The sequence below is a fragment of the Deltaproteobacteria bacterium genome (assembly GCA_016208165.1).
GTDB lineage: Bacteria > Desulfobacterota > Desulfarculia > JACQYL01 > JACQYL01 > JACQYL01.
This window is the reverse complement of the sequence record JACQYL010000087.1, coordinates 1-22522: the sequence shown is the minus strand read 5'-3', so window position 1 is coordinate 22522 and position 22522 is coordinate 1. Positions and strand designations below refer to the sequence as shown.

The following is a 22522-nucleotide window of genomic DNA, read 5'->3' as shown; positions in this document are numbered from 1 at the left end:
GTTCGCTGGACCCCCTTTATTTGGACTTCCGGACTTTTTCTTGCGTGAGACTTTGCTTAATGGGGTCAAACACAGCGCTCAAAGCCGGTTCGGAAATCTCGAACACCTGATTGCTGTTGTCCATCTTGACATAGACGGGCCCGTCCTTCTTGGGACGGTTCGCCAACAGCTGAACTTCCCCCCCGCCGTCAGAGGCGATCCGTATGCGATAACCCGGCTTTTCCAGTCCGTATACATCCGGTTTGGCCGGATCCAGCACTTGATTGGCTCGAACCTTGCCCAGCGCATCCAAGGCTCGCTGCAACACGGCGTCTCCCACCGCGGGTTTTTCAGGCTTCTTCTGGACCCAAGGTATGGAGGCGGGTTCTGTTTCCTTTGTTTCGGCGGCTGCAGCGTTATCCGAATTCTCGGGCTCGAGTTTCTCTTTCACAAATACGGCCGTAAATTCCGGGTGGTTGAATTCCACACGCGCCCACTGGTTTTTGGAACTCTGAAGAAGCCTCAGGTCCACCCACGTTTTAGGCTCGGGCGCCTTCTTTGCCTCTCCGAGCAGTCCGAACGTTCCGGCGACGTTTTTGTCCGCCAGATACACTTCCGGTCTGCCTTTGATCCTCAAGAAACCGCCGCTGCCCGATGGACCGCGTTTACCAACAAAAAGCGTAGTTATCCGCCGGCCCTCCTTGTCCAACAGATCCAAAACCAGCGCTTTTCCTTCCTGCACCTCGAACATGTCGTACAGTGCTTCTTTTGAAGCTCTGACTTCTCCCTTCAGGTCCTTTAAGTCACTCAACAGGGTCTCGATTTTGCCCTTATCCGCCCGTTCGTTGAAATCGGAAGGTATGGTCCAGCTGTCCCCGTCTCTCTTCAGAATGAGCTTGGATTCCTCCCCTGTCACGTACGCGTCGATTTCGGATACGGCGGCGGTGTTCAGATCGGGAAGCACCTGAACGATACCGGTTTCGACCACCGTGATCCGGGTGCTCCGCTGTTGGACCGCATACAAAACCACCAGAGCCGCTAACACAACCGCAAACAGGATCAAATATTTGTTCTTCATGCCAGGCCCCCAACAGCGCTCGAAGCAATCGTTTTTTCGTAACGTTCACGACGGCGGCGTCTCATTGCAAATCGGCTGATTCCCATGACGGCCAACGCCAGAGGTACGAGAGCCACGGTCAAGAACCGGTAGAAGAGGTTTTGGCCGGGCGTTACGTTTTCGATATATCGTACGGCTTGATTCTTGGCCCGGATGCTGATCAGATCTTCGCTCAACGTCAGGCCGTCCACCATATTTTGGAAGAAGAGCCGGTTATCCAATGCTCCCAAAGCATTGTTCGTAAACATCTGCGAACAACCCACTACGATGAGATGTCCGGGTTTCTTTTCGATCGCAGGCGCCGGCCCCGGTTTGTCCTCGTCTTCGGCCGGCTGCTGCGCGTCCGGAGTCTGGGCCTGGGGCCAGGGGGGAACGTCCTTACCTTCGAAGGTGTCCGGGAACCGCCCTTCGAGATATACGGCCAGTGGTTTCGGTCCCACGGTCTTCCGGTCACCAGGGCTTATGTCTTCAGGCCCCAGGGGCGTTTGTTTAAACGGTATGGTCCAGGAAGCGGAACTTGACTCGGCGAGGGTCACGAGCTTGATCTGGTGCTGATCCATGACGCTCTTCTGCAGTTTGAGTGCGCCGCCCCAAAGATACAACAGGGCGCCGATGCGATTGGTGATGCCTATGTCCGGATTCAAGTCGGCCGCTGGAACGCGGATTTGAACCGGCGCCTTGACCGGCATGCTGACCATGGCGTTAAACAAGCCACCGATGCGTTTGGGCACGGACACGTTGAGGATCTCGATCTCTTCGTCCAGCAGAATGTCCGAATCCAACTGCACCCCATAGGGCTCGAGCAGCTTGTTCACAGCCGCGGGGGCTTGAACGGGCTGTATCTCGAGACCTCCGCCCCTGGTGGGCGAGTAGTTGAACATGGGGGGCTGCGCCGCCACTATCACGTTCCCTCCCCGGGCCAGAAAACGCTGGATTTCATAGACTTGCCTGTCGTTCAGGGTCTTCGGTTCGATGATCAGCATGGTGTCGGTTTCGTTCAGCATGGGTTCCTCTTTGGTGAGCGCGACCCGGCTGACCTGGTAACCTTCCTTGCGCAGAAGCTGCATTCCGCCCTGGTAGTCGTCCCTCTCTTCCGGAGGCGTCTGACCGAGTTTCATCAGCAAGGCTCTCATGCGCGGATCGTCATATCTGGGGTCCGCGGTTTCGATAGGCGCGACCATGGTGAGTCTGGGAGCATCCTCGAGGGTCATTCGGTATATTTTCGACACGAGTTCATATTCCAGTGCGCCCAGGTTCTGAGGCACGATCTGGGGGAGCACCTCGGTATTCTTGTCGAGGTACGTAACGCTGATGGCCGAATAGACTTGCTTGATGTCCAACGAATCCTGCTCGATGCTCCGAGCCTGGAACGGTACGATCCCTTTCTTTTCAAGCTCCTCGAGTTTGCCCGCGTCCGCCAGTGGATTGTACACATGATACGTGAAGTTGGAGGAAAGACGCGCCAGATCCGATAATTTGTCTTCCACGTCCTGTCGGATGTCTTTCAACGCCGAAGGCATCTTCCCCTTTTCCGAGACGTAATAGTTGACTTCAACGGGTACTTGCAGCTTGGAGAGAATCCGGGCTGTGGCGGGCGAGACCGTGTAAATTCGTCCTTCCGTGAAATCCAGTCGACCCAACCGTATATCGCTGACGATCAAATTCAGAACGAACCCTATGCCCAGGAGGAATACCACTGAAACGTAAAACCGTCCGGTGGAACGAAGTTTGATCTTACTATCCAGGGTGAACGTATTCAGGATGAGCAAAATAACGGTAAACGAGAGGAAGAAGAACACGCTCCCCCAGTCCACCACTCCACGTTCGAAGTCAGAGGCGTGGTTCAACACACCCAGCGCCTTTTGAAGGGCCGTTCCGAGCCCGCCGACCCAACCGTCGATGAACGCGGCCACGAACTCGGCTCCCAGCATGGACATTCCGAAACAGATCAGAATACTCAGGATGAAAGCCACGATCTGGTCTTTGAACAGGGCGGACACGAACATGCCTATGGCCAAAAACAGGCATCCCATGAGGGCGGATCCCAAATAGCCGACCAACACCGGCCCCCAATCCGGACTCCCGACAAGCGAAAGGACGATGGGAACGGTTACGGTACAGGCCAGCGCGGTGAGATAGAACAGCAGTGCAGCGGCAAATTTTCCGAGGACCAGAGCACCGCTTCGCATGGGAAAGCTCAGCAGAAGGCTGATGGTGCCCAGTTTGCGTTCTTCCGCCCACAAACGCATGGTAATGGCGGGAATGAACACGCTCAGGAAGAGAGGCATGACTGCGAAATATCCCCTCATGTTGGCCTGGCCCACGAGAAAGAACGTGGACATATAGAGTCCCGCCGTGATCAGCAGGAAAACGATGATGTAGATGTAGGCGATGGGTGAATTGAAATAACTCGAAAACTCACGTTTTAAAATGGTGCCGAAGTTGTTCATGGACGCTTACCCCGTTACTACGTATTCCGTTCGTGAACGCGCCGTGGCGCCGCACGTACCGGGCCGCAACCTATATATGCCGCCGGCCCCCGAAGCGTTGCACTAAGATTGCCCGAGCTCTCGTCGGGTCAGATGAATGAACGCCGCCTCGAGGGAAGGTTTCAGTTCCCGATTTTCTTTGACCAGCCAGCCGTTTTCCTGGATGGCGCCGGCCAGCTCCGGCCAGATTTCACGGCCCTGTTCCGCCTGTATTCGGAACGAACAGACACCGTCGTCCTGCGAGACCGCGACCGGGAGCACCTGTTTCACGCCCGGCAGGCCCTTCAGGACCCGCTCGATATCCGCCGAATTCCCCTTCAAGGCGACCATACGACCCGGCGTCTGACTGGCCGCCTGCTGGAGTTCCTGCTGGGTGCCGTCCGCGATGATTCGACCTTCATTGATAATAATGATCCGATCGCTTATGGCTTCCACTTCCTGCAGGATGTGGGTGCTCACGATGATGGTCTTGTCCTTTGCAAGCTCTTTGACGAGATCGCGAATTCCGATGATCTGTAACGGGTCCAGACCGGAAGTCGGCTCGTCGAGAACCAGGACCTTGGGATCGTGTATCAACGCCTGGGCCAGGCCCACACGCTGTCGGTATCCCTTGGAAAGCTGTGAAATGAGTCGCCTCATCATGGTGCGAATGCCGCACTTCTCGACGACCCACTCGAGGCGATTTTCCAGTTCGGGGCCTGCCAGTCCCCGGCCCTGAGCCACGAACCGCAGATATTCGACCACTTCCATGTCCACGTACAGAGGGACGGTCTCCGGAAGATACCCCGTACACCGGCGCACCTCGATGGGCTGCTCCAGCACATCGAAACCTTCTATGGTGGCGCTTCCGGAAGTGGGAACAATCTGAGTCGTGAGGATGTTCATGATGGTGGTCTTGCCTGCGCCGTTGGGTCCCAGGAGTCCCAGGATTTCCCCTTTTTCAACCCTGAAGCCGGCGTCCTCGACGGCTCGCGTGGAGCCGTAATACATGGTAAGCGATTTGGCCTCGATCACTCGAACATCTCCTCGGATGCCGTCGCCGGACGCTCTGCATCGTCCGTCATCGGCACGGTAAAAACGGTTAAAATTCAACGTGTTGTTCACCTAGACCGCGTACGATAGGAAAAACCGTCCCTGGTGTCAAGTCGTTCATCCCGTCGATGGCCTCATCGCCTTCGGCGGAGAGGCCGGCGGAGAAATGAATTTCGGGGTCGCGGCGCCACGAGCCCGTAAGGTTCTTCGGAGTGCGCGCCGGTGACCCTCCGCAGGCATCCGCGCTCAGAGTGGAAGTATGCGGGAAAACCGCATCCTTCCGTTCCGAACCGCTTTTTGTGTCTATTCTTTGAATGGATCGGGTGCGGGGAATCTATCGGAGGACGTCCCGCTCAAACTGCAGAGTGGCGAAGTAGTCCGCCAATGTTTCTTCACGGCGGATCAGTTCCACGGAGCCGTCACTGCGAAGCAGCAGCTCTTTCGGGCGAAGGCGTCCGTTGTAGTTGAATCCCATGGCGTGGCCGTGGGCGCCGGTATCGTGAACCATCAGAATGTCCCCGTCTTCGATCCGGGGCAGCAGCCGTTGGACGGCAAATTTGTCATTGTTTTCACACAACGAGCCGACGACATCCACAACAACGCCGCTCGTTCCCGGATCTTTTCCAAGGACCGTGATGTGATGGTAAGCGCCGTACATGCCCGGTCGCATCAGGGACGACATGCAGGCGTCCACGCCCACGTATTCGCGGTAGATGTGCTTGCTGTTAATGGCTTTGGTAACCAGCACACCATGGGGCCCGGTCATATAACGACCGCTTTCCATGTATAACTTGGGTGCATAACCGTTTCTGAGACGGAAATCGCCGTATGTTTTTTTGGCTTCGGCGGCCAGAGATTGGATGTCCAACGGCTCCTGGAGTGGTTCGTACGGTATCCCCAGCCCACCGCCGATATTGATGAACTCGAACTCGATACCGCGTTCCACCTGCTCCAACAACATACGCACCGTGGCCACCATGTACTCGTACTGACGTTCGTTCGAGCAGAGCATCGTATGCAGGCCGAAAACTTTGGCCCCGCGATCCATGGCTTGCCGGTAGGCGTCCACGAGTTGTTGGTGGCTCACTCCGTATTTAGACTCCGAAGGGTTCCCGATAATGCTGTTGCCCGTTCGGCGCGGTCCCGGATTGTAACGGAAGCAAATCCGTTCGGGAAAACGAGGAACCTTGGGAATGAGCGTGATGTCGTCCAGATTGAGTATGCATCCGCCCTCGGAAAGGGCGCTGTCGAACTCCTCGATCATGGTGTTGTTCGAGGTAAACATGATATCCTCGCCGCCCGCTCCCACGCCTCGGCTCATCTTCAGCTCCGCTATGGAGCTGCAATCGAAGCCGAACCCCATGCTTTTCATAACGGACAGAATGGATGGATTCGGAAGGGCTTTGACCGCAAAAAACTCACGGAAACTGCGGAAACCGGAAAACGTTTTCTTCAACGTTTCTCCCGTGTCCCGTATTCCCTGTTCATCGTAGATGTGAAACGGCGTTTTGAAGCGCTCGACGACTTCCTCGAGAATAGGTTCGAGCCGGTTCCTGAATCCCTCAGACATGGGCATGGCGCATTCCTCCTTGAAAACAGACCTTCATTCTCTAACAGATTCAGGGGGGTTTGTGAAGACAGAGGATGATATTTTTCTGGTGAACCGCGCCGAAAACCTGGAGACTTCATGCTCGGACCAAATGGTGGTTTGGACCTCCCGATGTCCGGATCCGAAGATGGGGAAGCGCCGGTACGCCTCTCGGACGTGAGAATTGTAGGGGCGTATCGCGATACGCCCCTACCGTATCCGCTTAATGAAGCAAGGGGTTTTATCCGACCAGGTAGGTACTTCTTACCGGCGCGGCCGGAATCGGGCAGTTTTTTCCCCGCGCCGTTTTCCGGAATCGGAGAAAGCGGCGTCCGGATTGAGGCCGGAGACTCGGGAGATGCCTCAGCGCCAGTACCGCCAGGTATTCGGGTACTGCCGGTATCCCACCAGCGTGTGGGTACGCTCGTAATAAGGAGTGTAGGGAATCGAACTCCGGATCTGGTAGTTTTCCCACGTAGTGGGCGGTTTGTAGTAGAGTCCGAGCTCTCCGGTGAGGGTGGTTCCAACCCAGATGCATCCATTGAAAAAACAGGTCAAGAGCAACAAGCCTATCAGGAACATTCGTTTCATACGGTCCCTCCGTTCTGCGCGCTTTATAGATAAAGCAATTTCCGCGCCAGGAAAGATCGGGTCCTGACCGGAAACATCGGCGGAATGTTCGAATGGTCACGCGGGCGGCATGGGAATGCCGCTGTCATTCTGACGGCCGTCAGGAAGTTGACGTTCACGATACTCACCCGTAGCGGGATGGGTTTCATTTAACCATTTAAAATGTTTACAGAATTTAGACAGGATCAACGGTGGTACGGCTTTTGCTTTATAGATGGGCAACGCCGGACAGTTGGAGCAGGACCGGACCCCCTCCCTCCGGGTAACCGCAAAATGGACGGCAAAGAATTTCAACGCAGCTTTAGTGTTCTTCCCTACACACCCTCAACCCTTCTCCTCATGCCCCCCCGGAGAGCTTCTCCGGGGGGCTTCTTATTTCATCAAAAAAGGGCGTAAATAAACGGCGCAATGGCGCTGCTTTCCGTGAAGACGACCAGCGCGCCTAGGGCTCCCAGCACAATCACGATAGGAAGCAGCCAGAAGCGCTTTCGAACTTTCAGGAATTCCCAGAACTCGGCAACGAGAGATGGATTAGGCATAGTCAGCTCTTTAATAACGTTTGAAAAACCGCTCCTTGGGCTGAGCCGGTTCCGTGCGGCTCACCCAATACGTGGCGGCGTTCTTGTCGGGCTTGGTGGACAGCGGCGGCCCCCCAAACCACCGTTTCGCGATCGCGAAGGGGGTGATAACCAGGTAGTAGGCAATGGCAAGAATCGTAGCGTTGGTAAGTGTACCTAGTAGATGAGCGATTTTCAACCAGATCACATATACCCGTTTGAGCCGGGAAGGCATGGTCATCAGACCGAAACCTACGGCCGAGAGACATCCGAACAGGACCAGGGGCAATGGGCTGTTCCGCCACCAGCCCAGAACGCCCAGGCCGCCGAAAAAAAGAAACGCCACTACTCCGAATCGCCGGATCTGCCGCGGGTCAGTCGAGTTCGAGTTCATTTCGCCAGTCCGTTTCCTCTTCCCAGGGCGGCTGCTCTTCTTTGAACAGAACGCAATTTTCCATCACCAGCACGTCCATTTCCGTGCGCATAAAACACCGATACGCATCCCGGGGGGTGCAGACGATGGGTTCCCCTCTCACATTGAAACTCGTGTTCACAAGCACCGGGCAACCGGTGCGGCGCTCGAATTCCGAAATCACGCCGTGATAGTCGGGCTTGGTCTCCGAGTTCACCGTCTGGAGTCGAGCCGAATAGTCCAGATGCGTAACCGCGGGGATGTCGCTCCGCTTGACCTTCAGACGCTCCAACATGGGCATTCCGTCCCTTGAAGGCTGGGGGAGCCTTCTTTCCGCTTTTACATCGGCCACCAGCAGCATGTACGGGCTGGGCCGGTCCGACTCGAAATACCGGTCCGCCTTTTCCTCCAGGACCGAAGGCGCGAAGGGCCTGAAAGACTCTCGGTATTTGATTTTCAGGTTCATGACGGTCTGCGTATCGTCCCGCCTCGGATCGCCCAGGATGCTGCGTGCTCCCAGGGCTCTCGGCCCGAACTCCATTCGGCCCGCCAGATAACCCACGATTTTTCCTTCAGCGATCTGTTCCGCCACAACGGCCGACCGGTTTTGATCTTGTACCTCGTGATACGCCGCGCCCACGGTCTCGAGAAAATCCTTGATCGCTTCATTGGAGAAACGCGGCCCCAGGTAGGAGCCTTTCTGGCGGTCTTTTCCCTCGACCGTGACTCTTTCGTTCCCGAGAAACCGATGCCAGACGGACAGGGCCGCTCCAAGCGCTCCACCCGCATCCCCCGCGGCAGGCTGTATCCAGATCTCTTCAAAGGGGCCGTTCCTCAGAATCCGCCCGTTGGCCACGCAGTTCAAGGCAACTCCCCCGGCGAGGCAAAGCTTATTCAGGCCCGTCTCCCGGTGAACGTGACGCGCCATTTTGAGGACAGCCTCCTCGGTTACCGCTTGGATACTGGCTGCGATATCCATTTCCCTCTGAGTGATTTCCGTTTCAGGACTTCGGGGAGGTCCTCCGAACAGAGCGGAGAAACGCTTGTTCGTCATCCGAAGGCCGCCCAGGAAATCGAAATAGGACAGATTCAAGCGGAGGGAACCGTCTTCTTTCATGTCCATCAGCTCCGAAAGAATCCGTTCCTTGTATCGCGGAGTGCCATAGGGAGCCAGTCCCATCAATTTGTATTCGCCTGAATTCACTCGGAATCCGGTGAAATACGTGAACGCCGAATACAACAACCCAAGCGAATCCGGGAAATGAAGTTCCTTCAGCAGGGTCAGATCCTTCCCTTTACCGAAGCCATAGCTGGCTGTGGCCCACTCGCCCACTCCGTCGATGGTCAGGACAGCCGCTTCCTCGAAGGGTGACGGATAAAAAGCCGACGCCGCGTGAGCCTCGTGGTGCTCGGTGTACAGCACGTCCCCTTCGTAGCCCGTCTCCTTCTTGAGAACTTTGGGCACATGGAGTTTCTGGCCGAGCCATCGGGGCATGGCCTGAAGCCAGGACCGGAGGCCCCTTGGGGCCACGGTCAGATACGTCATCAGGATTCGCTCGAAACTCAGGAACGGCTTATCATAAAACACCACGTAGGAGAGGTCGTCGATGCGGATACCGGCCTCTTCCAGACAATATCGGACGGCATTCCCGGGGAACGAGGGATCGTGTTTTTTGCGAGTGAATCGTTCCTCCTGAGCCGCCGCCAGAACATCGCCGTCCCGAACCAGGCAGGCGGCGGCATCATGATAAAAACACGAAATGCCCAAGATAGTGGCGCCGGTTTTAGCGTTCGTATTCATGTCGTTGAAACAGACCTCTTCAGCACGATCCGACTGTCGGCCACCACGCAGCCCCGGCCCTCAGGATACACGATCAAGGGGTTGATATCCAGTTCGGCCACTTCAGGTTGCTCCGTCATCAGTTGAGACAACCTCAAGATACATTCCTCGATGGCCTCGATATCGGAAGGGGGCATACCGCGGATTCCCTTCAACAGCGGGTACATTTTGAGCGATTCGAGCATGCGGTAGGCGCTTCGTTTCCACATGGGAGCGAGACGGAAGGTGACGTCCTTCATCACCTCGACGAAGGTGCCCCCCAGTCCAGCCATGACCATGGCTCCGAATTTGGGATCGCGGTTGGCGCCCAGAATCACTTCGACGCCTTTCTTTGCCATCTCCTCGATACGGACGCCCGTTATACGGGCCTCGGGATGACGCTGTTTCACATTTCCAATAATTCTCCGAAAGGCGTCTTTAGCCTCCCCGACACTCTTGATTTTCAACATCACGCCGCCCGCGTCGAATTTATGGACCACATCCGGTGAGTCGATCTTCATGGCCACCGGGAATCCAATGCGATCGAGTGCAGGCTCGATATCTTCTTCCCGGGCGATTTTTCCTCCCTCGAGAACCGGGAATCCGTAATAGGAAAGAAGGGTGTTGGCTTCGGTCTGAGGAAGATATACCGAATCTTTTTTTCCCAGCGTTTTCCCGATGAATTCCCGAGCCCGATCGGTGTCCACCTCGTAGCTGATGACTTCCCTATCCGGTATGGTCATACGGGTGGTGAAGTGAACCATGCTCGCCATGGCGTGCACCGCCTGTTCGCCCAGAAAATAGTTCGGGAACCCATGGCTTTCGAGATAGCGGACGCCTTCCGATACGTCCACGATTCCCATGAACACGCAAAGCACCGGCTTCTCGATCCCTTGTGTGGCTCGGGGCAGGATTTCCGCGGTTTGAAGAATGTCGGTAATGGCCTGAGGGGCCATAATCACAATGGCGCCCGAAACGTTTTCGTCTTCGAGAACGGTTCGTATGGCGCCCTCGTACCTTTTGTAGTCGGCGTCTCCGATAATGTCCACCGGGTTGTTCAGATTGGCCGTGGACGGCAGAAAGCTCGCCAATCGCTCCTTTGTGTCTTTCTTCAACTCCGCCAACTCGAGATTGAACCGATCCGCGGCATCCACGGTCATAATGCCGGGCCCGCCGGCGTTCGTGATGATGGCTATGCGGTTTCCCTTGGGCAGCGGCTGGCGGGCGAAGGCAATGGCCGCGTCGAAAACTTCTCCCAGATTGTTCATACGCTGGATGCCGCTCTGATGAAAAATGGCGTCATAGGCGGCATCGGATCCCGCCAGAGCTCCGGTGTGGGAGGACGCGGCGAGGGCCCCCTTGGGAGAACGACCGGATTTCATGGCCAGCATGGGCTTCCGGTATTGCCAGTTGATTTCTCGAGCGGTTTCCAGAAAGCGTCTTCCGTCCGTGATATCCTCGAGATACATGACAATCACGTCCGTGTCCGGATCGTCCTTCAAAAAGTCCAGCAAATCGATTTCATCCACGTCCGCTTTATTCCCGAAGGAAACGAATTTCGAGAATCCGATGTCGTGGCCTGCCGCATAGTCCATAATAGCGGTGCACAGTGCTCCACTTTGTGAAATGACGGCGATCCTGCCGTGCCGGGGCATGTTTCGGCTGAAACTGGCGTTCATGGAAATGCCGGGATTCGTGTTGATAATGCCAAGACAGTTGGGTCCGATGAGGGAAATGTGGAGATTGGCCAATTTGGTTTTGAGCCTTTCTTCACGTTCGACCCCAACGCCTCCGATCTCCTTGAATCCGGCTGTAATGACAATCACGCCCTTGACGCCTTTTTCCGCGGCCTGCTCCACCACTTCTTCCACGGCAGGGGGAGGTACGATTACAATTCCGAGATCCACAGGATCCGGAATGTCCAGGATGGACGGATAGGTCCGAATGGAATGGATGAAGCGGGAATCCTTGTTGACCGGATAAATACCTCCTGTGAAGTTACCATGTATGAGATTCTCCATCACCGCGCGTCCGACGCTGCCGGGTCGGTTGGTCGCGCCGATGACGGCGATGGATTGCGGTGCAAAGATGGGCTTCAAACGGTCGGCGTGCATGGTCCTTCTCCTCGAGGCTTGGATGTTTACCGGCTCTGCCGAGGCGGCTGATGACGGGTCTTCCTCAGTCCGCGTTCAATGGCATCGGGCGCCGCTCCGCAGGCCTTTGTGCAGCCATGGAACGTGGACCCGTTTCGAGAGCCCGAGCCCCACGGAAACACCGTTTCATAGGCGAATGCAACTCAAAACCGGGGCCGGGATTGATTCCGTTTCGATGTGCACGAGAATATGAAGCCCCTTATCATCCCTTACCCGATCCTTGACGGGTTTGTAAAATGGTTGAAGCGAACGGTCCCGTCGGGTCCAACATCGGCTTGGAGTATGGGAGCCGGCAGACCGGTGCGCGGATCCAATACCGCCGCTCCCACCGTGCCCCGGGTTCGGCAAAACCTTTTCTTTGGCTTTACACTGGATTCTATGTAAAAAAGGGAATGAAATTCAAACGGAGTTTTCATGATTCTTTTTCAAGGGACTTTCCTGAAAGACGCAGTTGATGTGGGGTTATCCGTCGTTCTCTGTTATAATCAGCGGCGCGAGGGGTAGGGGCGTGTTGCAAAACGCCTTTAGTCCGGAACCTCGAGCTTCGGCCTCCATCGTTCACGAGACGATCGATTTGGATGGTTCCGGGGAGAACCAAAAGTTTCGGGTTGGGTATCCTGATTTTGTGATTATAATAATAAAATGAGGGGAATGGCGGTTTCCTGGAGGGAAGCCCGGATTTCCTCGTCAGAACTCTATTATTCGCGGGGAAGGGAGCTAACTATGTGGGAATACACCGATAAAGTGAAACACTATTTCGAGGAGCCGGTGAACGTCGGCGTTGTGGAAGACGCGGACGGTGTAGGCGAGGTCGGATCGCTGGCGTGCGGCGACGCGCTCAAGCTGACGTTCAAGCTGGGACCGGACGGTCGTATTGCGGACGCCAGGTTCCAGACGTTTGGATGCGCCAGCGCCATAGCTTCTTCATCCGCGCTGACGGAAATCATCAAGGGAATGACCCTCGAGGAGGCCTCGAAAGTGACCAATCGCGACATTGCCAACTACCTGGGCGGCTTGCCCAAGGAGAAAATGCACTGTTCGGTTATGGGCATGGAGGCTCTGGAAGCGGCGATCGCCAATTATCGGGGCGAGGAAATCAAGAAGGAACAAGAGGGCGAGATCGTCTGTGAATGCTTCGGCATCACCGATCGAGAGATCGAACGGGTGATCCGGGAAAACCACCTCACCACTCGAGAGGAAGTGACGAATTACACCAAAGCGGGCGGGGGTTGCGAAGGCTGCCACGACAAGATCCAGGACATCCTGAATCGCATTTTGGCGGAAGAGAAAGGCAAGCCCGTTGAAAAGAAGAAGGAAGAGGCTCCCCGGAAAAAATTGACCAACCTGCAGAAGATCAAGTTGATTCAAGAGACTCTCGACAGGGAAATCAAACCCGCGCTGCAGGCGGACGGCGGCGACATCGAGCTGATCGACATAGAAGGGAACCGGGTTCTGGTGGCCCTCAGAGGCGCGTGTTCGGCGTGCTCGGCCGCTGAAGTGACCCTGAAAGGGTACGTGGAAACGAAATTGCGGGAATTCGTGACGGACGAACTCGTGGTAGAGGAGGTCAAGTAATGAAAACGATCTATCTGGACAACAACGCCACCACCCGCACCGCGCCCGAAGTGGTCGAAGCCATGCTCCCCTATTTCTCCGACCTGTATGGAAACCCCTCGAGCATGCACTATTTTGGCGGACAGGTAGAAAAGAGCGTCAGACTGGCCCGCGAAAAGGTCGCCTCGCTGATCGGGGCCGAGCCCGGCGAAATCGTTTTCACATCGTGCGGCACCGAAAGCGATATCACCGCCATATTCGGAACCCTGGAATCCTATCCTGAAAAGCGGCACATGGTCACAACGAGAGTGGAGCATCCCGCGGTCAATCATGTGGCCCAGGTGCTCACCAAACGGGGATATCGAGTCACCCAGGTCCCCGTGGATCGTTCCGGCGGGCTGGATCTGAAGCAGCTCGATACGGCCATTACGCCGGATACGGCTGTGGTCAGCGTGATGTGGGCCAACAACGAAACCGGCGTCGTGTTTCCGATCGAAGAGATCGCCGGCATCGTAAAAGAAAAGGGCAGTGTTTTTCACACGGACGCGGTCCAGGCCGCGGGCAAGATTCCCTTGGACATGTCCAGGCAGAACCATATCGATATGCTGTCGATTTCCGGGCACAAGTTGCACGCTCCCAAAGGCATCGGCGTGCTGTACGTGCGCAAAGGCACCCGGTTGGCGCCCTATATCATCGGCGGTCATCAGGAGCGGGGTCGACGGGGAGGTACGGAAAACGTACCGTACATCATCGGCTTGGGCAGGGCGTCGGAGCTGGCCCTGGGACGCCTGGACGACGAGAATACTCGAGTGTCGGCTCTCAGAGACAAACTCGAAAAGGGTATTCTCGACCCCATACCCAACACGCTACTCAACGGGCAGGGCCAGCCGAGGCTTCCGAATACCCTGAACGTGAGTTTCGAATATATCGAAGGCGAGTCGATATTACTCATGTTGAGCAAACTGGGTATCTGCGCGTCTTCCGGCTCGGCCTGCACGTCGGGCTCGCTGGAGCCGTCTCACGTGCTGCGCGCCATGGGCGTCCCATTCACGGCGGCCCACGGCTCCATCCGCTTTTCGCTGAGTTACTATAACGAGGAAGAAGAGATCGACTTCGTACTGGCGCAACTGCCGGATATCGTAAGGAAACTGAGAGCGATTTCCCCGTTCTGTCGCCCCGTGAGTGAGCGCCTCCCGGAGCGCCTCCCGGAGCTTGCTGAAAGCCGTGAGCCTGTCGAACCGGTCGAAGGGGGACGCCGGGTCGAAAGGTTTTGAAAAGGGGTTCGGGGAATGCGTTCGAGAAAGTTTTCCCCTATAAACGATCGAGAGAGATCTGCATGGCTGCGAAACGGGGCGTATCCACCTGTTGGAAATCCGCGGAAGCGAAGGATGGCGATGAACTGATATCGGGCATGGCCCGGATCGGGCTTTCCGGCCTGGAACTCGAGTACCGGATTAGGGGCCGCATGTACCGGCAGATGAAGGGGAGCCTCACTCAGGGTCATTTTCAAGTGCTGTCCATCCACGCTCCGTTTCCCTTGCCCGACGATCTGCCTCGAACTTCGGCAAGCGGCGACCTGTTCAATATGGCGTCGTGGGACGCGGACGTGCGTCGCGAGGCGGTCGCCGTCACGCGAAAAACCCTGGAAACGGCCAACGATCTCGAAGTGGACCGGGTCGTGCTCCATGGAGGCTATATCGAGGAGCTGAAAGACGAGGCCCGCGCATTCCACGAGGCCTTGAAACGGGAACAGACCCTGTCTCCGGCCGCCAAAGAAGATCTGGAGCGGCTGATCGAAAGGCGAAGCGAAAAGGCTTCCGAAGGAGTCGATCGGCTGCTGTTTTGCCTCGAGTCCCTTCTCAAGCCTGCCGAACGTCTGGGAGTGTCCATTTGCCTCGAGAATCGTTTTTCCCCGCACGAACTGCCCGACAAGGACGAATTGAGCCGCATTTTGGGCGCCTTTGAAGGCGCTTCCATCGGGTTCTGGCTGGACGTGGGGCACGCGGCTTTCCAGGAACGGTTGGGCCTGGCCTCGCTCGAAGATTGGCTCGAGTTCGTTCCGGGACCCCTCAAGGGCGTCCACGTGCACGACTGCAAGGCATGGGACGCCCATCTGCCCCCGGGCCGGGGCGACGTGGATTTCAAACGTCTCGAATCCGCGTTCGAGTGCGCCCCCGTACTGATCTTCGAGATCGACGGCTCCTTCCCCCCTGAAGCGGTTATCGAGGGGATCGAGTATTTCGAGAACGAATTTCCGGCCGATTGAAGGGAGAGGGCGTCGTCGTGAACAAGGACATGCGATGCGGATGGATGAAGCCCGCCTCATAGAAAAGCTTCTCCTCATGGAGGCGCTCTTCGCCGGTGCGGGATCAGGCCTTACCGATACAAGGGCCGGCCCTATACGACGGTGATGCCGAGTGTATCGAAGAGGTTTGTCGACGAGACGCTTCGGCCCGAGTTCCTCGAGTTTTCCGAGACGCTGCGCGCATACCTGTCCGTGAAATTGCAACTTAATCAGGAACGGAGAATATATGAATAAGTTTAAGTGGATATCGATCATACCGGTGAGTTTTTGTGTCATTTCGTTACTCTGTGTTTTCACTCCAATTCCGGCTCTTGCGGGTGAGTATATTGGTGATTTTTGTTGGGCTTTTTCACATCTTGCCTTGGACATTTCGGGGGTGATTAAGCTTGGTATATCTCATATGGGTGGTGATCACTACACGTGTAGTGGTGTAATTACCGTAACAAACCCCACATTTATGCAATTTCCGGCGTATGGGAATGCCGAGTTGTTGGCAGGAAAGATTTATATTACATTGTCGCTTGCCGGCATAAGAAATGGCGTCATCGGGATCGATATGATTAAAGCCACACTAAATCCCGACTTAAGCGGTACATTTGAATCTATCGGCGTATATGCCGATGCTGTTGAACTTTCTGAAGGGGGGCTCACAAGTACAACTTGTCAATGACGATAAACTCGTAAAAAGCCGAAAGCGGCCATTTCCCGTCATTCCGGAGAAAGCCGGAATCCAGCAATTTCAAATAGTTCTGGACGCCGGATCAAGTCCGGCATGACGACGTGGGGACTTTTTACGAAGGCATCGATGATGGATATCAAAAGCCCGTCGAGGAGCATGCCGTTGGTCCTTCAGCGGGTCGTTAGCACTCGAATTAGGGCCAAAAACGAGGGCTCAGGGACATATGGATCAAGGCCATCCCCCAAAAGATCAACGGGATGGCCTTTGTCCTTTTATTGACTGCTTGGTGAACGGTTACACTGTTTTGCGTTATTTCTCTAATATCTTTTTCAGGTTTTGGAGGGTGCCTTCGAAAAAGGTTCTCAAGTTGTTGCTGAACGTCTTGAATTCATCGTCGGTCATTTCCTGGGTGGTGTAATACACCGACCAGGTAAAAAGAACCGCACCGTCCGACAACGGCTCCATGGCCATGGTCGCGAAGTATCCTCGTAAGGGAAAGCCTTTGACCATGATGTAGGATACATGACGCCCCTCTTTCCAGGCGACGAAATGTTCCTCGATCAGGAGGCCGTCATCCAGCGTGATTTCGCGGACCGTACCAACGCCCTGCTTCGTTTCGGAAGTTATGACCGTCGCCTTGATGCCTGGGACCCAACCAGGGAGACCGGCCGGGTCCTTCAACACCTCCCAAACGGCGTTCTCGGGAGCGCTGATAACGATGGATCGGCTGTACGCATCGTTATGAACCATCTTGTCGGCTGCGCCGGCCGTGCCCGGGCCGGTGATGCAAAAGACCATGATCGCTGCGGCCAGAATGATCATTACCTTTCCACCCATTTTTCTCCTCCTTACCTCGAGTTATATGCGGCAAACGCCGCAATTTCAGTGTTCCAAGCCGCCCCGCTCCACTTTTCGCCTCCTGACTGGGCTCTAAGCCGAGCCGAAGGGCCTGGGCCTCCCTACCACTGGGCGAATTCCCGGCAAATTTTCTGAACCCGGATTATCCGGCAACATCCTGGCAAAAGGGGTTCCGCACGCCTTTTCCCCTGTTTTTGAAGTCCTTCCCATGGCTCGAAAGCAGAAAAAGGGTGTCAAACCGCAGAAGACACGGCTGATGCATTCTCCAAACCGGTTTGGCGTCTTTTTCCCGTGTATTTCAGAAATACCTCTCCTCTCGGAACTCTGCACCCATTTTTCAGGTCATGCACCCTCAATCCTGCCAATTAAGCACCGCCCGGCAGCGGTGCTGCAAAAAACTCCGATGCCATGAGCGCATCCCGATACCTGACCTGGTGGGTCAAATGCCTTCCTTGTTACGTATAGTGGCAAGTATGTTGAGGTTTTCGGACGGTCCGGAGCTGCGCCACAGCTTGTGCCAGACCCGAATTCCATATCGTTTCCAAACATCCGGACATATACTCCCTCTCCCTGCGTCGTTCATCCTGAGCCGGCCGATGGAGGAGAGGTCAGGGGCTTCGACATTTTATCCCGGCGTAGCCTGGGGAAGCGGGAAGCGCAGCGACGCCTAGGTCAGGGCGCACTGCTCAATTATTGAGCAATGGGTGCCCATGATTGCTCAATTTCTGCGCAACATCCAGATATTGACCTCGACTCAAAATCGAAGAATCGTCGTAAAATGAATCTGTTATTGCATTTGGCACGCGAGCTGCAAGTGATTTGTATTGCAGAGGTGTAGAACATCCCGCAAGTGTCGTACGTATGATTCACTCAAGTTTACATTCAAATGCCACGGTAGATTGAGGGACACCATGCTTACTTTCGAGCTGCCATCAAGGGAAAAGTCAACGCATAGCCGTAATAGGTAAGATGTCCCCGGATAAGGCCGTAGGGGCGGTTCGTCCTTCGACGGAGCTCAGGATCCGTGACGAACCGCCCCTACAGAACGACCCGTTATTCATGCTGTTGTTCCCTGAACAAGGAGGCCCTGTCGGCCCCTGACTTCTGTAAAGGCATCTTTATCACCAGCGTTGGAGATGGCGGCCAACAGCCGGGTACGCTCCTATTTCGCTCGAGATCCAAAGAAATACGGTAGTTGGACCGGAGCGGAAGGTTGAGGAAAAGAGGGACGTGAGGAAAAGAGGGACGGTGTTGAGTTTGCGCGTTTCTTTGTTTCATCATCGATGAAATAGAAACCTCAACCCATGAAAAGCACGCATTGTCGCGCCCGGCGCGTTGCATCACAGCATCTGCCGGGGGATCGAACGGCGCAACACCTTCCGTGACGATAGCGACGGAAACCGGTTTGTCGATCACCTTGGGATACTGCTGATCGAGGCCGCTACACCCTGTTTTCCTGAGCTTTGATCCGCAATCGGGCCGGCAAGCAAACCTGAGCCAAGCAGATCGGCGGTCAGCCGGGCTGTCGGCAGAGGCGGACAGATCGCTTCGGATAACGCATTGTCCGCTGAAGAATAGAAACGCACAAAATCAACCCCGTCCCCTATCCCGGTCTTCAGTTGGACAGGCTGGTTGACTTCCCAATCCTTTTGCGGCGCGAGACGGATGCGCGCCCCGTTCGCCCCGCCGCGCTTGTCGGAGCCGCGGAACGTGGATGCCGACGCCCAGGCGGTCGAGACCAGTTGGGCGACGGACAGGCCCGAGGCAAGGATCTTGCCCTTGAGGTCCGCGATGTCCTGCGCGTCGATCAGCTCATGATCGACTGCGGGCACCGGGTCTTGCCAGATCAGTTCTTCCGCCGGGACCTCCGGGCCGAGATAGCGCGAGCGGGGGCTCATGTCGCGGTGGGTCAGCTTGAACCACGCCCGGGCGAAGGCGTCCGCGAATTCCTCGGGGTTCTGCTGGTAGCGCCGCGCAATCGGCTCATAGATCGGGGCGTGGCGAAGGGAGAGGTCCGCCGTGGTCATCATCGGCCGGTGCTTCTTCGACGGGTCGTGCGCGTCAAACCACCATGTCCTCTTCGGCCACGTCCTTGGCGAGCCACTGATAGGCACCGGCCGGGCTCTTGACCAGCTCCCACTCATATTTGAACAGCACGTTCAGATAGCCCATGTCCCATTTGGTCGGTTTCGGCTTCCAGGCGCCCTCGATGCCGCTGCCGATCGCATCGCCGCCCTGTAAGTTTTCCCCCCGTGCCCTCCTTTCAAAACGTTCAAGGCCGGCGCCCCTAGCGGGAGGCGCCCAGGTGGAAATTGGTTTGTGGGGGAAGTCTCTGACACGGCGCTTTGGGGTGCCTTTTTCGGCCGTGGAGACTGCATCCGCCCTCCCGGGTCTTTCCGGCGGAAGCCGGAATGGCCCTAGTTCAAAAGTCTTGGGAGGGGTTTGGGGAACCCTTCTTCAGAAGGGCTCCCCAAGCACCCCCTGAACAGGTACCTGATTTTTCCCACTGCTTTCGTGTGGGGGAAGTCCCCTACAAATGCGTAGGGGTACTCTCGCTCAAGCATGTAAGTAGATCCCGTTGCATACATAACTGCCGCTCCCTGCTAAGGTTCATATTGAAGACACTATAACCGAAAGCTTACCGGACGAGCCTTCTGGCTAGTACATTTATTGAGGGGAGCGCAAAGCAGGTTAAGTCGCGATACCCTTCTGCCGGTCGGATTCAGGACTTGATGGGTTTCTGCTCAGAGAAAAGTTAATTGATTCGTTCTCCCCGTAATATCTTTGATATGCAAATAACGCGACTGGAAGAGGTTATGTATTTTATAAAAACCAATTCTGCTCTTCTGCTGATTGGCATTGACCTGGACGTCAATCATGTTCAACTCTGGTCCGGCCGGCAATTGCGAGAGCTGTCAAAGCAGGGTTTGCTTAAGTTACTTAATAATCAAGCTGAAATAGAAGTATAACACGAATTTCTTCTAGTAATGCGACGGTGGGACGAGAAGATCAAAATTTGGACAAAGGGTCTTATTGAGGCTTGGACAGATGCTTTAGAAAAAGGTTGATTTTATTTCGAGTGCGATGTTCGTGAATTAGATTGTTAAAACAAACCAAAGGAGAAAAAAACAATGAAGAAAACGCGAAATTTGACCATTTTGTTGTCAGCAGTAATCATGATGGTCTCGTTAATCTGTGGTACGGCGTTGGCGAAGCGACCCACTCCACCGCCTGTATGTGGTGGTCTGACCGGAACCTGGCATGGTGAAGAATCAGGTGATATGATTTGGTTGGCGATCCATACATCAGACAGTTTGGACCCTACAAAGGGAGAAATGTTGATGAACTGGATTTGGATCTCCCCTAATTTAATTGGACCTGATGTTAGTCTGACTCCAGGGCACGGCGTCTGGCAACTAAATAGCGATGGCACATCCAACTATACTTGGTACGCTTATGCCATTGGTACGGATGGGAGCCCATTATACACAGTTAGGGTCAGCGGAGTAGCATTGTTCAATCCGGAAGATCCGGATGACTGCAATACAGTCTTCATCTACTATGAATTTGCTTATTTCAATTCCGTTGTACCTGTGGGAGAGTTGAACACAGCCATTCCTGACGGGTCAATAACTGGAGGCGCTGTTGAAACGAGAGTTCCTATGGTTGTGACGCCGTTGCCAGAGCAATAATTTGAAGATATAACTCCGATTGCCTCTCCATGCAGGCAATCCGAGTTATAATTCAGTAACAAAACAATGTAACTATATAGAAGCCCCAGTAGCTCCAACAGGTAGAGCTACTCACTTGCAGGGTCACACGCATGGCCCTGCCGACTTGTTCCTCTCCATAATCAGAGACTCACCATGCTGATTCCTGCATTTGGTAGAAATTTGCCGATGACAAACCCCGCCAACTGGTCCAGAGCAGCATAGACGGCGACTTCTCCTTGCACAAAGGGTGGCGCACCGTCGCCCCCTTGCGCTTCTACAACGCCGACAAGCGTAAAGCGGGGGACGGGGTTGATTTTGCGCGTTTCTATCTTCAACGGACAATCCAGTTTTCTCGGAGACGGTATCGGCGATCCATCCGGTCGGAACATGGTCCAACAGCTCTTCCACAAAATCGCTGTCACCTCTGTTCGTCCATCGCCTTTCGAAGGGATCTGCGTTCTGCGCATGGATTTCAAAACGCCCCACCCGCCGACGCTTCTTTACAAAGCGCCTCAAGTCAATTCCGCCTTCCGACTTTGGGCCAGGCCTTTTTCAGCAAATTGATAGATGAGGAGACGGGGAAACGCGCAAAATCACCCCCGGCCCCCTTTTTTCATATTTGCCGAACCGCAAGAGCGAAACGGGTGTCGGACACGCTTATCAGCAGTAATATTGCGTTTTAGAGCAGGATAGAGGGGCACAATATGTCGGGGGGAATAGAACCCAACGTCGGTCCAAGCGCTAACATCGACAGAGAAAAAACGATTTACTCCAACAAGGATGTTTTCCGCCAGCCCTACGGTTTTTTTGATAGGTGATCCGCCTACATGGTGAGGGTACGGTATTACGTCAGACTAAAACGTTTCTTGACCTCGTCGCTTTTTCTAAATGACAATCGCTACACAAGGACGCCACGAACAACCTTATCTGCCAAACAGCAATAGCCATACGTTTTGAAAGGTGACGCCCCCCACCCTACCCGCACAAAATCAACAAAGGCCTTCATCAGTGTCAAAAATATCAAAGGTGGGAAAGCAAGTTGAGCAAAAGCAAGTTTCTTCAAAGTCACTTTGCAGCCGAGAGGTGGTCTTAGAAGGAGGTGTTCACACGAAACACGCAAGGAATTCTGTTCTATGCTGATCTGTACATTCCGTTTGCTCCGCGGACACATCCAGTTATAGTTTTGCATCCGTTTATCATTCACCATTTCTTTTAATATTGTTCTATTGAATTGATCTCTTGCCTGTGCATTTTCTTCGATGTCGGATGCGACCTGCAAAGCCACCTTGCCCAAATCAATTAGCGGATTTAAAGAGATGTTAGCTACCGTATCTCCTATGTTCTTAGGAAGAGAGAAACTGGCCGCTACACCCAAAGCCCTAGCTGCGTCTATAACAAGGGAGGCAGCATCATTAGCAACTGGTACCTCATTCTGTCGCTCTCTCATGGACAGCAGCGTTAGAAACGCTTGGTGTATTGCCACTATAAACATAGTTATTGGCTCCATTTGAGATCCTTATTGCTGCTAACATCTCGGATGACCGACTCGACCTATGGGTCGTCCACGCGGACGTCCATGCTACTATACCTTCATTCTCCAATCGATTGAAATCGATATTCTTTTTCAATTCATTCAC

The 22522-nt window shown here is 54.9% G+C and carries 17 protein-coding genes and 1 pseudogene; 5 read left to right on the top strand and 13 right to left on the bottom strand.

The features are described from left to right. Positions 1-16: 16 nt before the first annotated feature. The 9 genes from HY788_17010 to HY788_16970 form a co-directional block, all read right to left on the bottom strand. Complete coding sequence (locus HY788_17010) at positions 17-1057, bottom strand: DUF4340 domain-containing protein (GenBank protein MBI4775844.1); 1041 nt, start codon at positions 1055-1057, stop codon at positions 17-19. Next, positions 1054-3546, bottom strand: coding sequence for a Gldg family protein (locus HY788_17005; GenBank protein MBI4775843.1), 2493 nt, complete (start codon positions 3544-3546; stop codon positions 1054-1056). The genes HY788_17010 and HY788_17005 overlap by 4 nt, the downstream gene beginning before the upstream one ends. A 102-nt stretch (positions 3547-3648) precedes the next feature. After that, positions 3649-4599 carry an ATP-binding cassette domain-containing protein gene (locus tag HY788_17000; GenBank protein MBI4775842.1) on the bottom strand — a complete coding sequence of 317 codons (951 nt, stop codon included), beginning with the start codon at positions 4597-4599 and terminating at the stop codon, positions 3649-3651. A gap of 352 nt (positions 4600-4951) precedes the next feature. Next, a complete protein-coding gene (locus HY788_16995; GenBank protein ID MBI4775841.1) occupies positions 4952-6193 on the bottom strand; it encodes a diaminopimelate decarboxylase in 1242 nt (413 codons plus the stop codon). 375 nt (positions 6194-6568) lie between these two features. Then, positions 6569-6796: a hypothetical protein gene (locus HY788_16990; protein ID MBI4775840.1), complete on the bottom strand. Its 228-nt coding sequence runs from the start codon at positions 6794-6796 to the stop codon at positions 6569-6571. A gap of 419 nt (positions 6797-7215) precedes the next feature. After that, positions 7216-7374: a hypothetical protein gene (locus tag HY788_16985; protein ID MBI4775839.1), complete on the bottom strand. Its 159-nt coding sequence runs from the start codon at positions 7372-7374 to the stop codon at positions 7216-7218. Between the two features lie 10 nt (positions 7375-7384). After that, positions 7385-7786, bottom strand: a complete 402-nt coding sequence (locus HY788_16980; protein MBI4775838.1) for a hypothetical protein — start codon at positions 7784-7786, stop codon at positions 7385-7387. Then, positions 7767-9605 carry a carbamoyltransferase gene (locus HY788_16975; protein MBI4775837.1) on the bottom strand — a complete coding sequence of 613 codons (1839 nt, stop codon included), beginning with the start codon at positions 9603-9605 and terminating at the stop codon, positions 7767-7769. Before HY788_16975 ends, HY788_16980 begins: the two co-directional genes overlap by 20 nt. Further along, positions 9602-11737 (bottom strand): acetate--CoA ligase family protein, encoded by a 2136-nt coding sequence (locus HY788_16970; GenBank protein MBI4775836.1) that lies wholly within the window; start codon positions 11735-11737, stop codon positions 9602-9604. Before HY788_16970 ends, HY788_16975 begins: the two co-directional genes overlap by 4 nt. Before the next feature lie 762 nt (positions 11738-12499). Here HY788_16970 and nifU point away from each other — a divergent pair. The 4 genes from nifU (at position 12500) to HY788_16950 (ending at position 16305) form a co-directional block, all read left to right on the top strand. Then, positions 12500-13351: a Fe-S cluster assembly protein NifU gene (gene nifU, locus HY788_16965; GenBank protein MBI4775835.1), complete on the top strand. Its 852-nt coding sequence runs from the start codon at positions 12500-12502 to the stop codon at positions 13349-13351. After that, positions 13351-14604 carry a cysteine desulfurase NifS gene (gene nifS, locus HY788_16960; GenBank protein ID MBI4775834.1) on the top strand — a complete coding sequence of 418 codons (1254 nt, stop codon included), beginning with the start codon at positions 13351-13353 and terminating at the stop codon, positions 14602-14604. The genes nifU and nifS overlap by 1 nt, the downstream gene beginning before the upstream one ends. A gap of 62 nt (positions 14605-14666) precedes the next feature. After that, positions 14667-15596: a sugar phosphate isomerase/epimerase gene (locus HY788_16955; protein ID MBI4775833.1), complete on the top strand. Its 930-nt coding sequence runs from the start codon at positions 14667-14669 to the stop codon at positions 15594-15596. 265 nt (positions 15597-15861) lie between these two features. Further along, complete coding sequence (locus tag HY788_16950; GenBank protein MBI4775832.1) at positions 15862-16305, top strand: hypothetical protein; 444 nt, start codon at positions 15862-15864, stop codon at positions 16303-16305. 318 nt (positions 16306-16623) lie between these two features. Here the strand turns inward: HY788_16950 and HY788_16945 are convergent, their stop codons facing one another. Both HY788_16945 and HY788_16940 read right to left on the bottom strand, forming a co-directional pair. Further along, entirely contained in the window at positions 16624-17151 is a 528-nt protein-coding gene (locus HY788_16945) for an SRPBCC family protein (protein ID MBI4775831.1), read from the bottom strand. Between the two features lie 1631 nt (positions 17152-18782). Further along, positions 18783-19410, bottom strand: a pseudogene (locus tag HY788_16940) (catalase-peroxidase). Positions 19411-20303: 893 nt separating this feature from the next. Here HY788_16940 and HY788_16935 point away from each other — a divergent pair. Continuing rightward, positions 20304-20864 (top strand): hypothetical protein, encoded by a 561-nt coding sequence (locus tag HY788_16935; GenBank protein ID MBI4775830.1) that lies wholly within the window; start codon positions 20304-20306, stop codon positions 20862-20864. Positions 20865-21025: 161 nt separating this feature from the next. Here the strand turns inward: HY788_16935 and HY788_16930 are convergent, their stop codons facing one another. Together HY788_16930 and HY788_16925 are read right to left on the bottom strand one after the other, a co-directional pair. Continuing rightward, positions 21026-21274, bottom strand: a complete 249-nt coding sequence (locus tag HY788_16930) for a hypothetical protein (GenBank protein ID MBI4775829.1) — start codon at positions 21272-21274, stop codon at positions 21026-21028. 509 nt (positions 21275-21783) lie between these two features. Next, entirely contained in the window at positions 21784-22377 is a 594-nt protein-coding gene (locus tag HY788_16925; protein ID MBI4775828.1) for a hypothetical protein, read from the bottom strand. Between the last annotated feature and the right edge of the window lie 145 nt (positions 22378-22522).